At 58.2% G+C, this 13,421-nt stretch carries 13 protein-coding genes; 1 reads left to right on the forward strand and 12 read right to left on the reverse strand.

The window, feature by feature from the left end; genetic code table 11:
• Positions 1-65: 65 nt before the first annotated feature.
• Positions 66-776, reverse strand: a complete 711-nt coding sequence (locus F759_RS0104840; RefSeq protein ID WP_027798859.1) for a hypothetical protein — start codon at positions 774-776, stop codon at positions 66-68.
• 48 nt (positions 777-824) lie between these two features.
• Positions 825-1,688, reverse strand: a complete 864-nt coding sequence (locus F759_RS0104845) for an FtsZ/tubulin family protein (RefSeq protein ID WP_027798860.1) — start codon at positions 1,686-1,688, stop codon at positions 825-827.
• Between the two features lie 115 nt (positions 1,689-1,803).
• Here F759_RS0104845 and F759_RS0104850 point away from each other — a divergent pair, with 115 nt between their 5' ends.
• Entirely contained in the window at positions 1,804-2,115 is a 312-nt protein-coding gene (locus tag F759_RS0104850; RefSeq protein WP_152530586.1) for a helix-turn-helix transcriptional regulator, read from the forward strand.
• Here F759_RS0104850 and F759_RS0104855 read toward each other — a convergent pair whose 3' ends face one another.
• The 10 genes from F759_RS0104855 to F759_RS0104900 form a co-directional block, all read right to left on the reverse strand.
• On the reverse strand, positions 2,116-2,790 hold the full coding sequence (locus F759_RS0104855) for a hypothetical protein (protein WP_027798862.1): 675 nt from the start codon (positions 2,788-2,790) through the stop codon (positions 2,116-2,118).
• Complete coding sequence (locus F759_RS0104860) at positions 2,791-3,084, reverse strand: hypothetical protein (protein ID WP_027798863.1); 294 nt, start codon at positions 3,082-3,084, stop codon at positions 2,791-2,793.
• Positions 3,085-4,665: 1,581 nt separating this feature from the next.
• On the reverse strand, positions 4,666-4,986 hold the full coding sequence (locus F759_RS44970; protein ID WP_027798865.1) for a cyclic-phosphate processing receiver domain-containing protein: 321 nt from the start codon (positions 4,984-4,986) through the stop codon (positions 4,666-4,668).
• Between the two features lie 23 nt (positions 4,987-5,009).
• Positions 5,010-6,059 carry a PDDEXK family nuclease gene (locus tag F759_RS37235; protein ID WP_051377101.1) on the reverse strand — a complete coding sequence of 350 codons (1,050 nt, stop codon included), beginning with the start codon at positions 6,057-6,059 and terminating at the stop codon, positions 5,010-5,012.
• Between the two features lie 256 nt (positions 6,060-6,315).
• Positions 6,316-6,993 carry a Shedu immune nuclease family protein gene (locus F759_RS43600; protein WP_322787079.1) on the reverse strand — a complete coding sequence of 226 codons (678 nt, stop codon included), beginning with the start codon at positions 6,991-6,993 and terminating at the stop codon, positions 6,316-6,318.
• Complete coding sequence (locus tag F759_RS43605; protein WP_209440471.1) at positions 6,990-7,553, reverse strand: hypothetical protein; 564 nt, start codon at positions 7,551-7,553, stop codon at positions 6,990-6,992. Before F759_RS43605 ends, F759_RS43600 begins: the two co-directional genes overlap by 4 nt.
• A 493-nt stretch (positions 7,554-8,046) precedes the next feature.
• Positions 8,047-8,928 carry a peptidylprolyl isomerase gene (locus F759_RS0104885; protein ID WP_027798866.1) on the reverse strand — a complete coding sequence of 294 codons (882 nt, stop codon included), beginning with the start codon at positions 8,926-8,928 and terminating at the stop codon, positions 8,047-8,049.
• 2 nt (positions 8,929-8,930) lie between these two features.
• A complete protein-coding gene (locus tag F759_RS0104890; RefSeq protein ID WP_051377130.1) occupies positions 8,931-10,742 on the reverse strand; it encodes a ShlB/FhaC/HecB family hemolysin secretion/activation protein in 1,812 nt (603 codons plus the stop codon).
• The gene (locus tag F759_RS0104895) at positions 10,742-12,820 is read right to left on the reverse strand and encodes a two-partner secretion domain-containing protein (protein ID WP_244438784.1); all 2,079 of its coding nucleotides are present in this window, start codon (positions 12,818-12,820) and stop codon (positions 10,742-10,744) included. The genes F759_RS0104890 and F759_RS0104895 overlap by 1 nt, the downstream gene beginning before the upstream one ends.
• Positions 12,821-13,002: 182 nt before the next feature.
• The gene (locus tag F759_RS0104900) at positions 13,003-13,419 is read right to left on the reverse strand and encodes an Imm63 family immunity protein (RefSeq protein ID WP_027798869.1); all 417 of its coding nucleotides are present in this window, start codon (positions 13,417-13,419) and stop codon (positions 13,003-13,005) included.
• Positions 13,420-13,421: the final 2 nt, after the last annotated feature.

Genomic DNA, 13,421 nt, shown 5'->3' on the forward strand with positions numbered 1-13,421 from the left:
TGGTCCTCCTGCGCCGAGGCGAGTCGCCGCCTCGGCCGGTTATGTTGACGAGTCGAATTGCGCAACTAGTTGAAGCTCTTGGCCTGCTGGCTGGCGGTCGCAACTGACTTCACGTAAAACGTGTTGTCCGGGTAAATGCCCGCCTCCCAGCCGCTGTCGTCCCGGTATCTCAGGTATTGACTAAACATCGGGTTGTCCTGCGCCGGTTCCATCCGTGCGATGCCGTAGGCGTTCATGAAGTTGTTCGTAAAGTCGTTGAACGACATGCGACCGAAGGCGACGCTGCTGAGATAGCTATAAAACTTGAATGCGGTGAGCCTGCCGGATTCGAACGCGAACGCGCCCTGAAGCCGCTGCGGAATTCCTTCGCAGACGACGCGTGCAGCATCGGGACTGGCTTGACAGGCGCTGCCTACCGGCAACAGAGCAACGAGCGCTTCATGAACCTGCTCTGCGGTCTGTCCCAGTGCAATTCCCTTGATTCGCGGCCCGCTCTGCGAACCTTCATTGTTAGCTTTGGCTGCTGGAGCTACCTGCGGCTCACCGCTATGTTCCGTCGCCTCGTCGCTTTCTTCTGGTACCGACGTTGTCGAAGATGACGATGCAGACGCAGTGCTGATCGACGAGCTCACCGCGAAGGGCGCACTAGCCGCAGCCGGCGCATCGGTCTTGGATGCATCTTGCGAAACACGCGGGGAGCAGGCCGCGAGTGGTAGCAGCAGTGCGATGAGCAGAGACTTCATGCCGCAGCCAGAAATGCGTTGGGTAAGGTTCATGTGAAGGTCCTTAAAAGTTGTTCTCGTTAAGCTTGTATGAGCCGCGCCCTATTGGGCTGCGATGACGGTTACCCGCAAAGCGCTGTCCAGCCTTTCGTCGTAATGGACACCAAGCGCTCTGCTGGCGCCGACAGGAAGGCCGGCGAAGACCTGGTCGGCGATCGCCGCGATCTCGTTCAGCCGCAAAAGACGCGATCCGGCAATCAGGACCAGCGCGCCCATTGCGTCCCCTAATGCGACTGGCGCGAGATCGGCAATCGCTTCAGCAGTTGCACGCTCGGCTCGTCCAGTTCCTGCCGCCTGCGCCATGCCGATATACGCTTCGCGCCGTCCGGCAAAGACCGACCGAACGTCAAGGAAGTCGGCGCCCTCCGGCGTTGCTGCCGCGAAGCCTTCTGACAAGCCATCGACGGTCGCGCTGACATAAGCATGAAGGAGGCTCGATACGGCCGAGGCGTGAGGCTGCACAGGGAGTAAGATCAACGCGTCGACGCACCTCGCGATTGCAGATGTGGCGCTTCGCGCGTCAACGCCCGAGGACGTTGGGTGGACAACCATGGCGATCACCAGCGCGCCAGCATCTCGCGCCGCCTCTGCCAAAGAAGCCGCGGCCTGCAGGGCCGACGTTTCGCGACTGCTGACCAGCAAGACAACGAGATCGACACCGTCCAACGCAGGAGAGGTGCCACCTGCGGATGCGGTGCTTCGGTCTCCAATGCTCATTCGGATAAAGCTGACATCACCTTCTACGCCGGTCCGGTGAAGCGCATTAAGCAGGCGCGCCCCGACCGTTCCTGCTCCGACCACGCGGATCGCCGGATAACCGTGGTCTGGATCAAGCCCTCGGGGCTCGCCAATGGTTTCGAAAATGGCCCCCGGTATTGCAAGCCCCTTTCGTGAGGTCTGTTGCATGGTTTTTCCTTCGTAGCGCTTCGTGGGCGAAGCGCGGTGAGTGTAGCGTATACTCTACATCGATGTCGTGTATACACCGTCGTTTTTTAGTCGACACTGAGGCATCCTGCCGTCCATGGATGCCCGCCCTGCCTCTAAGCCCAACCGCAATCCCGTCCTTTCCGTTCTGGGGAAGCGTGTGCGCGAGTGCAGGCTCGCAGCGGGACTTTCTCAGGAACGGCTGGCACACGAGGCCCTGATCGATCGCACCTATGTGTCTGCGGTCGAGCGCGGCAAGGCGAATCCCAGCGTGCTAACTGTCGCGAACATCTGCCATGCCCTGGGTATCCACTTGTCGGAGCTTTTCCATCCGCTCGACATCTCGGAAAGGCCGGATGGCTCGCGCAGGGCAGCCCCACAGCGCAAGCAGGCGGACGTCAAAAAGTAACTACGGTGGTTTCGAGCGTGCCCTGCGTTTCGCCGCCCCCATCCGGATCGAGACAGCACCATCCGCGATGACCCGGTCGGTATAGCTGGCGGTGACATACCGCGCATCGCGCGATCGTTTGCCTGCCGCCAGTCCACCCAGTGACATTCGTGCGTTACACGTCGAAAGCCACGGTTCGTTTTCGCTTGGGTCCAGCATAAGCAACGTGTGCGGTTCGAAGGTCGTGCCGCGCTGGACGCCTTCCATCCCAATTGCGAGCACCGCGTGATAGTGGGACCGGTGCACAGTCCGCCAGCTCACGACGACGAGATGGCCTTGAGAGAGCTCACGCACACAAAACTCCATCACACTGCTGTGCGCCCCTTCTGCAACGACCGGCTTCAGGTTCCAGTCCAGTTCACGAATGAGCTCAGCGAGTTCGCTCAGCGTTGCGCCCGACAGGTAGTACGGCCGCACGCTGTTCCAGAAGGCGGCTTCCGGCCCGCGGCGACGCGATGAAACCTTGCTCGGATCGGTGAGTTGACCGAGGAGCGCACCGGCCATGGCCAGGCAATGCAGCGTGCAACCCGAATCCCAGCCCCCTTGATAACTAAAGGCGGGGATATTGGCGTCGGCGACTGTCAGACGCTGTCCGACATGAAGCGCGGAATGAAGCCGCTGAACGGTGAATTCCATTCAGTATTCGGCCGGCAAAAGCAGGGTCGTTGCCTGTCGATCGGCCTCGGTGATGATCCACAGCCGCTCGCGATTAGCGCCTAACTCATAGGCAGAGAGAATGCGTGTGCCATTTACGATGGCCTGACTGTTCGAGGCTGCGTCCTGAGAAGAGACAACACCCCAATCGCCGCACTGATGCCGCCTCAACAGCCCAGCGCTATCGGTTTCAGTGCGGTCAAGAAGGTCCACAGCCCCGGGCGTTGCGACCGTGTGACCGAGGCGAAAAAGCGCTGTCAGATTTTTTCGAATCATGATCAGGTGTCCTAAAGTTATAAGGCGAGCGAAGTTCCCCGATGACTAACCGGTTGAAAGCTCAATGGTGAGAAACTAGAGCGCCAGGTTGCTAATGGGCGTTCGGGATTGCAAAGGCGCTAGGAGAAGGTGCCGGTGTGCGAGTTCAGGCATGAGCGAAGAACTGGAAGGCAACCGGCAGGCAGGATGCTCATGAAAGCGATTTTCGGCAAAAGACGAGCGAAAACCGAGTTCGAAAGCCGTTTCGCCCGAAAAAATGTAACACGAGTTGCCGAGAACGGTCAAAAAAAACCGAGACAACGAAATTCGGTAAATGTTACTTCTCCGTCATCGTCTGTCAGTTTGCCATCGACTCCCGCGACGACAGCACCGCCCTGCGACCCGCGATCCGGGGCGTGGCCGGCTTCTCATACATCGCATGAGGGTTCCGTATGGGCGAACAACTGCCATCCTCCTAGCGGGCCGATCGGCAGCGCATGAAAGCTTTGTAAGTTGAGGGCGCCGCAGTTTGCCACTTTGATGATGCGCGCAGTGCCGGCTCGGGCGAAAGCTGCTCAAAAAATAAGCAAAATGGCGCCTTAAACATTTAGGATGACGAAGTCCGAGGTGGCGGCCCCGACACCAAGGCCGCCCCGTCCAGTTCGAACGTCAGCAACGCGAACTGTTGACGTAAAGGCCGCAACCATTGGAGTTTTGTTGCCGACCCGAAGCGGACTCCCAGCTTTCCGCGAAACAGACATTCGATTTATGATCGCACTCAACGTCAAACTCTGAACAACCATGGAACCTAGTATGCCGCTGCTGCGGCCGTCGGCTGCACGTGTCACCGTGGCTTATTTGCTGGCCGTAACCGCCGCGACTGGCTCTATCGTCGCGTCTCAGCTGCCACACGTGATCTCGCAAAGGGCGTCTGGCGGGCTGCTATATCCGCTTGAGGGAACGTTTGGCGTTCTCCTATCGGACTGTCTTGTTATCTTTGTTCTTTGTGTGCCGGGCGCGCTACTTTCGGCTCTGCCGTGTGTCGTGCTTTACCTTTTCGTCTCCCGCTTCGGCATTCGGAACCCGCTCTTTTACGTTTCGGTGGGTTGCGCGCTGGCGCTTCTCGGCGCCGCCACAGTCGTGTCCGCTACATCTAGTTTGACGTGGTACACCGATCCTCCCAATCCTCCGCCGCCAACGAGATTTTGGCACGAAGTTCTTTTGGTCAGCCCGGTGTTCGCTTTGGCGGGCGCGATTGCCGGCCTGACGTTCTGGCTCGCGGCTGGACGACACGTCTTGAAGAGGACGGCCTGACGCAAGCCACATGAATATTATTTTGCGCAGCCCGAATTAGCCGCGAAGGGACCTCCGGTTGATGGAGATTCTCACCGCGTGGCGAATGTCCCAAACTGGCCCGGCTACTGCCGGATGCGATCGGCCGGATGCCGATAGCATCGGTGGCCGAGACACGCTGGTACCGCCGACGCGACGTGCGACGTTGCACCGCGCATCGCCGATACATTGCCCCAGCGGCGCTGGATGAAAACTAGCGCGGCTGTGGGCAGGGGCCACGCCCCTCGCCGATCGATCACCGCTTATTGCCTAGTTCCGACGCTCGTCGCGTGCTTGCAGATACCCCTGCAAAAGTCCCGAGATATTCCGTGCGCCGACCGGATTGGAGCTGTGAACGACGAAGTCGAAGTCGGGAGGAATGTATCGTCCGCCGGCATCGAGGTCGAACTCGACCAAAGCCTTCACGACGGTCATGGCTGTATCGTGTCCACCGAGGTCATGGTCGAAGGATATCTCGCGAGGACAACCCCTCTCGGCAATGATGCTCAACGCTTTGTCTGAGCTTCTGGCGACGACCCACGAGTCGTCCGGGGCTTGCCTGAGATCGTCGATGAAAAGTCGATAAGTCACGTCACGGACATTTCGTCATGGTGTTAGACCGGCGCAGCAAGCGAGGCGTGCGTCGGCGGAACGAGGAAATCGTTCAGCGCTGAAACCAGTGCATCGGCTTCGGACCGGGACAAGTACGGCACCTTGATCGTGCGCGCCCAGTAGAAGCTCTTGCCCGTGTATTCTGACACTTTCCTGAACGGCATCCCGCGCGGCGACCCACTTCGCTGCGGAACAGGCGTCAGAAATTCGACGTCACGGTAGAGGCCATCCTTGTCGTCGAGCAGCTTGACAGACGTGTTCCTGACTTTGCCGGCAGCGACGACGCCCGTCCACTTGTGCGACAAAAAAACGATGTCGCCGGGACTCAGATAATGAACGAATCGCTTCGCGTCGCCGTAGGCAGCCACACGATTCATCTCGAGCATATCCCAGATCGCGTCTTCGTCGTAACTCCGGTTCGTATCGAACAGCACGCCCTTCAGATCGTGCGGATTCTTGTGCACGTCATAGGGCGGCGCGAAGAACTCGAAGTATCGTTCGTTCGCGATTTCGTAAATTCGATACGGAAGAAAGTCGATCGCGATGCCCTGACGCTTCCAGTAATCCACGGCACTGATCAGACTTTCATCGGCGGCGCTGCCGATGATCGAAACGCGTTGCCTGCGGTTAAACTCCTTCGGCTCAAGCACGTGTTCCAAATCGAACGCTTCCTTGTGGGCCGCCTGAAGATCGGCACCGGAACCCTTGTATTGCTGATACTTGCGCCGCAGATCAGCGAACGACCAGCCCGCCGCGTCTTGCACGTATCTTAGCGCCTGATGAACGGCGTCATTTCCCGCCGAGCCGCGCTTTAGTTCGAAGATTGTGAGATCGCCGCACTCATTGAGCGCGTAAATATCGGCTTCGGCCTGATACTGCCGCTCCTGAAAGACCGGCATGAGCCGCGCGTCCTCGAACAGAACGCCGAAGAGACTGGCAGCGATCAATTCCTCCAATTCTTTCTCCCGCTTTCCGAATGAAGCGAAATCCTTATAGGCGACGGGTTCGAGCTCGTCGATTTTTGCATTATTTGATTTCAGCTTGAAGAGCATGGTGAAACCCCGATGGTCCCGCGGCATTTCATGGGTCACCCATGACCCGCGTCCGCGAAAAAGCTGAAGCTTAACAAATGACCCGCGCAATTGCGCGCGCTTTCCAGGCAGACCGCATAGCGAAATCGTGCCTCGTCGGCCCGCAGGAGGAAGAAAAATGACGAAGCATGGCGCGCGGAAGCCGTCGAAGGAGCTCGGCGTCTCAGCGAGGCCCCTCCGGCACAGGAAGCACTACGTCACTGGCTGGAGTGGCGTGTCAGTGTTCGAGCGCGTAGATGGTGTTTTGGAGGCGGCCTAGTAAGTCATCGTAAGTGATGATGTCCATCATGTTTGCGTATTTGCGCTTGATGATTTCAAAATCGAGTTGCTGACTATCAGTCATCTTATTACCGCCAAGCTGGCCGCGGCCGACGATAATGATTGCCTTCGGATTGGATATCCGGATATCCAATCCAGGAGGAAGTTCGGAGGCGTAGGCCTTCGTGAGGGCGCGCTCTCCGTCGACACCCCATTTCGATAAGTGGAAGAGATACTTCTCTGCCTGCATGACGCTACCGGTCAACTCGGCAGTCGGAATGTTGTTGCCTCGGTACAGTCCTTGGCGAAGAATTTTGTCTTCGAAGGGTTTTTTGAGTTCAATGACGTCGAGGTTCCCGCTCGCGTCCACTAGGCCGATGTCGATATACCGCTTGGACGTTTTACCAGGCTTACTGTAGTAGTCGTTAATTGTGATGTTTTGAAGCACCCTGATGTACTTTGGAAACAGCAGTAGAAGGAATGAAACCATCCGCTGTTGCCATTCTTTCTCGGACAGGTTCTTGCCGGTCAGCAGACTTTGTTGAATTTCGTCGTGGATAAGGCGGTACTTGAGGACCTCCTGTTCCTTTAACGCTTTGAGTTCCGACGGATTTTGAGCAGAAAAGGTTCCGTTCAGCGCTGACCGTTATCGAGGTACGACTCATAAAACCCCCGTGCATCCTTCAGGCCATCCACATACTGCGAGAGGATGGTGTGAACGCGTGCAGCAGCGTAGCGATTAAGCTCATATGTGGTAGGGAATCTCCTGAGCAACTCCTGATAGACGGGCAGTGGAATGTTCCCGGCACGGCCGCCCCCGATAACAATAGGCTCGTCATTATCGAGAAGATCGGAGAGTCGCTTCATAATTGAGACATTGCGTTCCGCGACAAAGACCGAACGCTTGAGCCGAAGCTCGCGGCTTACGAGGACATCTCGCTCGATAGAAAGGACACGGCCGGGGATTCGCAAGTACTCGTCTTCAAACGTGCCAAAGCGAAATGTATAGACGTACTCATCAAAGTCCGTTTTGTTGGTGGGCGGATTCTTGAGGTCCGCTTTTCGAAAGGAGAATACGCGAGATACCTCCGTGGACTTCCCACTCTTCATTTCCTCCCAGACCCACTGATGTTGATTGCCAAGCTCCGGCTGGTAGTCAAAATCGACGCCGGCCTTCGTGGTACGGAAATTCAACATGTTTTCCCTCAGTGCGAGATGATTTCGCGTCTAGTTGTGGCGTACCAAAGACTCTGGTTCAAAGTACCCATCTGAACGAGTGCGCCAACAATAGAACCGCCAAGCCTCCACAGAACCCGCGTCGCTCGGCACGCCGCCAGCGAAGGCTCCGGCCGCGCCCGGCGCCCGGCCCCCGCCCCGAAGTGGTCCTTCGACCAGTTCCAGAGCGAACCTTCAACTTGGCGGTTTATCCGTTGAACTCGTGGTATCAAAAGAGATTTCGACCGATAAAATCAAACGCTTCTGGCGATGAGGGTTCATAGCCTGCCTCAATGTAGAACGTCGCGCTGTCAGAAAAATGAAGACAAAGGACGTAAGCGTCTCTCCGTGTCACGGCGACCAGGCGCTGACCGATCAAATCTACTAGCCTGTCACGGAATCCTGTTGCCCCCTACCAAGTGAGACTCTCGCCATGCGCAACTTCGACCCGGTTATATACGGTGAGATGTTCGCACTATCGCTCAATGCGCGCATCTTTTAGCAATCCGGCTACCAGCCTCGCAGCCGCTTTTTCCAGTGCTACCGTTTGCAACTGCTGCCGAATCGCCCCTTTTGCCTGGTCGAAAGTAGGGACCTCGGTTGGCCGGCGCGCATCCAGCTTCACAAGCACACGCGCATTGTCGACGACGACCGGCGCAGGCGTCACTCCGCCCGGCGGCAATTGCGTCAGTGCCTGCGCTATCGGCAACGGCACACCCTGAGTATGTCCGTCGGCAACGGGCGTTCTGAAGCTGACCCAAGGCAACTCGCCTCCGACTGACTTGCTCGGCGCAATGCTGTACTCGCGGGCGAGCTGGTCGAATGCCACGCCGGATTTCAGCTTTCCAAGGACGAGAGCGGCCGTTGCGTCATCCGCAACCGAAATGATTCGGGGCTTGTATTCATCCTTGCCGAGCGACGCGACGATCTGATCGTACTGAGCCTTTACCTGCGCATCCGTGACCGGTTCCGGGTGTACGTTTTCTTTCAGGAAGAGCGCCGTTTCGGCGTTTGCCTTCGCCGCGTTCATCGCCTGCGTCACCTCGGGCTTCGTCCCATAGTGTCGTTTCTCAGCTTCCTGCCGGAACAACTCTAGTGCGACCAACTGCGATGTCAACGTCTTGCGCAGTTGCGGCGTGTCAGCCTGGCGCGACTGAAGCACGGCTTCGTCCAGCTTCGCCTGCGGGATCGCGACACTATTGACGATCGCCACTGTTCCGACAGGCATCGTCGCCGGGCCTGCGGTCGTCTGCGCATCTGCCATCGTTTGAGCCGAGATGGCTGCCGACGCCACCAGACAGGACGCGAGCATTGCATGCACCACCGTCCGGAGCGTGAAAGAGGAAGTTCGTTTCATGCCTAGTAATTCCAGTTGAGTGTCGCAAGGACAAGTGTCGCCTTGGGGCCAAGTGCAGCCGGCTGCGTGAGCGCCCGCCCGACCAGCGCCTCCGCAGAAAGCATCTGCCGATGCCATAACCACTGCCCGCGCAGCCCTGCCCCCGCACCGGCGAGTGTCGGGAATCCCGGCAACGCAATGAGGCTCGCTTTTCCCGCGTCGATAAAAATGTACGGTTCGATTCGACCGTCGCGCCATGCGGGCGTATTCACCCACGCGACCTCGTTGCGCGAGTACATGCCCCGGTCGCCCGATATCTCACCCGAGCGGAAACCGCGAACCGTATCCATACCACCGAGATACAACTGCTCGGAACCATAGAGCGCGACGTTCGTGAACTGACCACTCAAGGTGCCGCGATAGACCAGTGCCGCCCGGCCTAACTTGGGAAGAGGAACAGTGAACGATGCGGTCGCATCCAGCTTGGTGAACTGGCTATGGGCGTCGTCACGGCCTATCCCATGTGCGTCGTGATCCGCTTCTAACCACGGCAGCCCTTCTGAGACACCAGCATCGAGCGTGACATTGCCAGGGGCATCGTTCAGCACGAATTTACGCAACCAGTTGCCGCCAATACGAAGTACCGCAATGTGCTGCGGATTCAATTCGATGTCGTTGATTTCGCGGTCGGTACGTCGCCATGACAATGTGGCGTCGAGATTCGCAATGCCGGCCTGCGTGCGATCCAGCGTATAGTTCCAGCCGAGAATATGGCTCAGCGTTCGTCCGTACATTAGCGCGCTCGTGCCGACTAGCTGCTGATATTCGGAATCCGAGAAGGTATAGCTGAATGTGTGACGGCCATACGGCATCGCAAACGAACCGACGAACGCATTGCTGTCCTCGCTGTCGAGGAAATTCAGACTGATCGACTCCTGCAAGCCGATCAGGTTGTCCGCTTCCACGCCCGCCCGGTAGCGGGTTATCCCAGTTGCAGCACTGCCATAATTGTCGACACCCAACGTGTAGTAAAGGCGGTCCCCGGGCCGGTTGTTGATCGCGACAATGGAATCCCCCGGCGATTGTCCCGGCAGAATCTGGATTTCAGCCTGATTGCGCCGCAGCCGGTTGATCTGGGATACCCCCTGATCGATGTCTCCAAGGTTGAGCGCGTCACCAGGCGCCGCCGGGAATGCCCACTCCGATCCAGCGTCCGTCAGGAGTCCGCCACCGGCCGACTGTTCGTCCTTTTTGAGCCGCTGGCCTAACGGCTTGCCGTTCAACGTATAGCCCGCGATGCGGCCTACCTGAACTCTAATGTTCAATATGCCCGACTCGAGATTCTGCGGGCCGAGGAACGCACGCGTCGTGATATAGCCGAACGATACGAACGCATCAGTCAATCGTTTAAGCAGTACATTCAGACGATGCGAACCGAGCGCGTGACCGACGAACGGTGTCACGATTGCGTCGATACGCTTTTGCGCGAGCACCGTATTGCCGTCCACCGTGATGCGGTTGATCGCAAAGGCGGGTCCCGTCTCGACGATCTGATCGACTGGTGTGTCGGGAGGAACGTCGAGCGAACCCTGCGAAGTCGGCTCCGGCAGCGCAATCGATGCGGGCGGCTGATTCAATTGCCGCTGCGTCGCCTGCTCACGCTGTTGATCGATGATTAACTGTGCGGGGTCCTGAATCGGACGTGCTAACGGCAGAGGTTGAGCGGGCGGCGGTGGCGTCTGCGCGTGGACGGCGACGCTATGCACGAAGACGAGTGCAACTGCGTACACTATTCCCGCGCACTTCAGGCGCGGTCTGGTCGATACGGACTGCATCAATGCCACCACCACGTCGTCATGCCGAGATGCTGGCCGATCTGAACAGGTGTCGTCGCGGGCGCGCGGACTGTCGTTATGCCACCGCTTGCCGAGACACCGTTACTACCGGTGATGTAGCCGCCATCGATAACGGCGCTGCCGACTAACGAAACCGAGCCGTTGGCCGTGAAGCCCCCACCAACATCGCTCGCAATAATCTGCGCCCACGTACTGCCGAAGAATGCCTTGAAGCCGCGGTCCTGATTGATCGCCGAGTAACCTGTTACGCCTTGTGCGTATGTCACCGGCGCCGTCACGTTAAGATTGCCGCCTGCAAAAACATTCCCCCCGATGTTGCGCGCGACGGTCCCCGCGGAAATTGCAATATCCGCACCGGACTGGATCGTGCCGCCATTGGGCATCACATTACTCGATGCGCTCGCATGACAGAATATCCAGCAACTGCGCGAATAACTGGCCTGGCCCGAGAACACCGCAGCGTTGGTAAAGGCCTGCTGCGCGGTTATCGATATGTTTCCCTTATTCGATTGGATCAAGCCACCGGAGTTGGTGACGTTTCTTCCCGAGACCGTCACCGAGCCATCAGTCGATGCGATATAGGCTAGTTGGCCTGGTTGCGTAACGGTGCCGTAATCGACGTCGAAGCCGCTGGTGTCGTGCGTGAAGAAAACAAAACTACCGCCCGTACGCGAGTACGCGACCGGCTTACCGCTGTTCGTGCCGTCGGTGTGATCGATGATGTTCGAAACGTCGCCTTGCGCGGTCACGCTCGTTTTGTCGTTCGCGAGGATGCGGGCGTTCTCGTTGGTGATGTTGCCTTGCGCGCTTAGCGACGTTTGTCCATTCGCCGCGAAGACGACGCCCAGATTCGCTGCGCTCGAACGATTCAGGATGTTGCCTGTAGCACTCAAGGTCACATCACCGCCGACCGCTGCGCCGCTCGCGTTGATTGCGCCGGCCTGGATCAGGCTGCCCGTATTAGAGATGTCGCCGGTACTGGTCAGCTTGATCGCTCCGTTTTGCGCACTGAGCGTTGAGCCGCCTGTGGCATCGTCGACTAATGTGATGCCGTTCGCGCTGAGCGTCGCGCCATTTGCGGCGGACATCTGCGCGCCCTGCAACGAGAAGGCACCGGGCGTGGTGATCTGAATGTTGTTTTCGGCCTTGATCGATCCGTCGATTACGCCGATGTCGCCGAGCGACGATACGATGACGTCACCCGCGCTTGCGTAGATCGCGCCGAGACTGCGAACGCCCGCGCCTTTGTCCGTGACGATGAGTTGGACACGGCCACCGGTCAGTCCGCCGAGTGCGGTGATATCGACGGCCAATGCTGAGTTCGTCGTGCCGGGTGACGTCGTGCTGACGAGCCAGTCGTGGTTGTTGTCGCTGGGGGATAGGCTCGTGTCGTAGGTATTCGTGCTATCGCCGACGATCGCTCGCACGCCACCTGTGGAGGTCGTGAATTCGTTCTTCACTGGACCATTCACCGAGAGCTGTTTGGCGATCAAGTCGAGATTGACGAGTGTGCCGCTCAGGCCGCCGGGGCCGATGGTGATTGCGCCACGGTTAGTGGTCAGCACAACGTTGCGTTGTGTCACGCCGGGAGCCGGCACGAGATCGTCGAAACTCACCTGGCCAGTCGAGAGCACGACGTGGCCCGCGTTGACGAAGCTGCCGCCGTCGATCGTGATGCCGTTCGGATTCGCGAGGATCACATTGGCGCGAGGACCCAGCACGTTGATGTCGCCCTGGATCAGCGAGGGGTTCGTGCTGGTCACCTGATTAACAATCGTGCGTGCGTTGATGCCGACGTTGTTCAGATCGGCACCGGCCTTCGATACGTTGAATGAGGTGTAGGTGTTGTTCGAGACTCCGCCGATTGTGGGGGCGAGGTTGACGGTCTGCCGGCCGGCAGGTGACGTGATGACGGCCGTGGCTGTGCCGCCGTCGGGGATGATGCTGGCGGCATGAGCTGTAAACGCTGCGACCGCGAAGGTTGCGTCTGCGGCAATAACGAACAATAAGCGGGATAGGCGCGATAAACGCTTCTTCCCTTGGGTGTTGGTATTCAAGTGCTTCCCCGAGCCTTAGCTTTTTATGTCTGCTGGCCGCTGTTGGCTGCATTTTTCCTGGTTCACAGCGCCGCGTCACGCTCAGACGCCATAAAGCACAAACCTGGCACGTGGGCGGCTCTCGTCGTCGCTCGCTGCCCGGTCAATTTCCGGCGCAAGCCTATCCTGCGGCGGTTGTAACGCTAAGTTCTCAACGGCGATTTGAGTAGCACTCGATCATAGTGCTCTTTTTGCCGTTTCTCCCAATCCTTATTCAGCGTTCCCAATATCGAAAGCGCCTTGTCGAACGCCACGCGCCGCGGATCAACGTCACGTTGCGCCTGTTGCCTTTCGAACTCAAAAGCCATTGCAGATGCCACGCTTCGAAATATTTCGAACAAGAGATCATCGCGAGACTTTACTGTCGTCCTGTACTGTTCGACGCCTCTCTCAACGACAATTAGGTGATACCCGTGAGCATCAATTTCGACATATGGTCGCCCCATGTCTTCCGATGACCCGTAAGTCGGCAGTAAACATGAGGGAGCCGATATGCGGGTCGCCATTCCGTCGACCATCGTTTTAATCTGGTCAAATTCGACCTGGACGTGATTGCGCATAG

It is taken from the genome of Paraburkholderia dilworthii (assembly GCF_000472525.1).
GTDB lineage: Bacteria > Pseudomonadota > Gammaproteobacteria > Burkholderiales > Burkholderiaceae > Paraburkholderia > Paraburkholderia dilworthii.

Bases quoted from the DNA above. Each gene is read 5' to 3' on its own strand.
- F759_RS0104845 (WP_027798860.1), bottom strand. From the start codon at position 1,688: ATGCAACAGACCTCACGAAAGGGGCTTGCAATACCGGGGGCCATTTTC.
- F759_RS0104900 (WP_027798869.1), bottom strand. From the start codon at position 13,419: ATGCGCAATCACGTCCAGGTCGAATTTGACCAGATTAAAACGATGGTC.
- F759_RS0104855 (WP_027798862.1), bottom strand. From the start codon at position 2,790: ATGGAATTCACCGTTCAGCGGCTTCATTCCGCGCTTCATGTCGGACAG.
- F759_RS0104890 (WP_051377130.1), bottom strand. From the start codon at position 10,742: ATGCAGTCCGTATCGACCAGACCGCGCCTGAAGTGCGCGGGAATAGTG.
- F759_RS0104885 (WP_027798866.1), bottom strand. From the start codon at position 8,928: ATGAAACGAACTTCCTCTTTCACGCTCCGGACGGTGGTGCATGCAATG.
- F759_RS43605 (WP_209440471.1), bottom strand. From the start codon at position 7,553: ATGTTGAATTTCCGTACCACGAAGGCCGGCGTCGATTTTGACTACCAG.
- F759_RS0104860 (WP_027798863.1), bottom strand. From the start codon at position 3,084: ATGATTCGAAAAAATCTGACAGCGCTTTTTCGCCTCGGTCACACGGTC.
- F759_RS0104850 (WP_152530586.1), top strand. From the start codon at position 1,804: ATGGATGCCCGCCCTGCCTCTAAGCCCAACCGCAATCCCGTCCTTTCC.
- F759_RS0104840 (WP_027798859.1), bottom strand. From the start codon at position 776: ATGAACCTTACCCAACGCATTTCTGGCTGCGGCATGAAGTCTCTGCTC.
- F759_RS37235 (WP_051377101.1), bottom strand. From the start codon at position 6,059: ATGCTCTTCAAGCTGAAATCAAATAATGCAAAAATCGACGAGCTCGAA.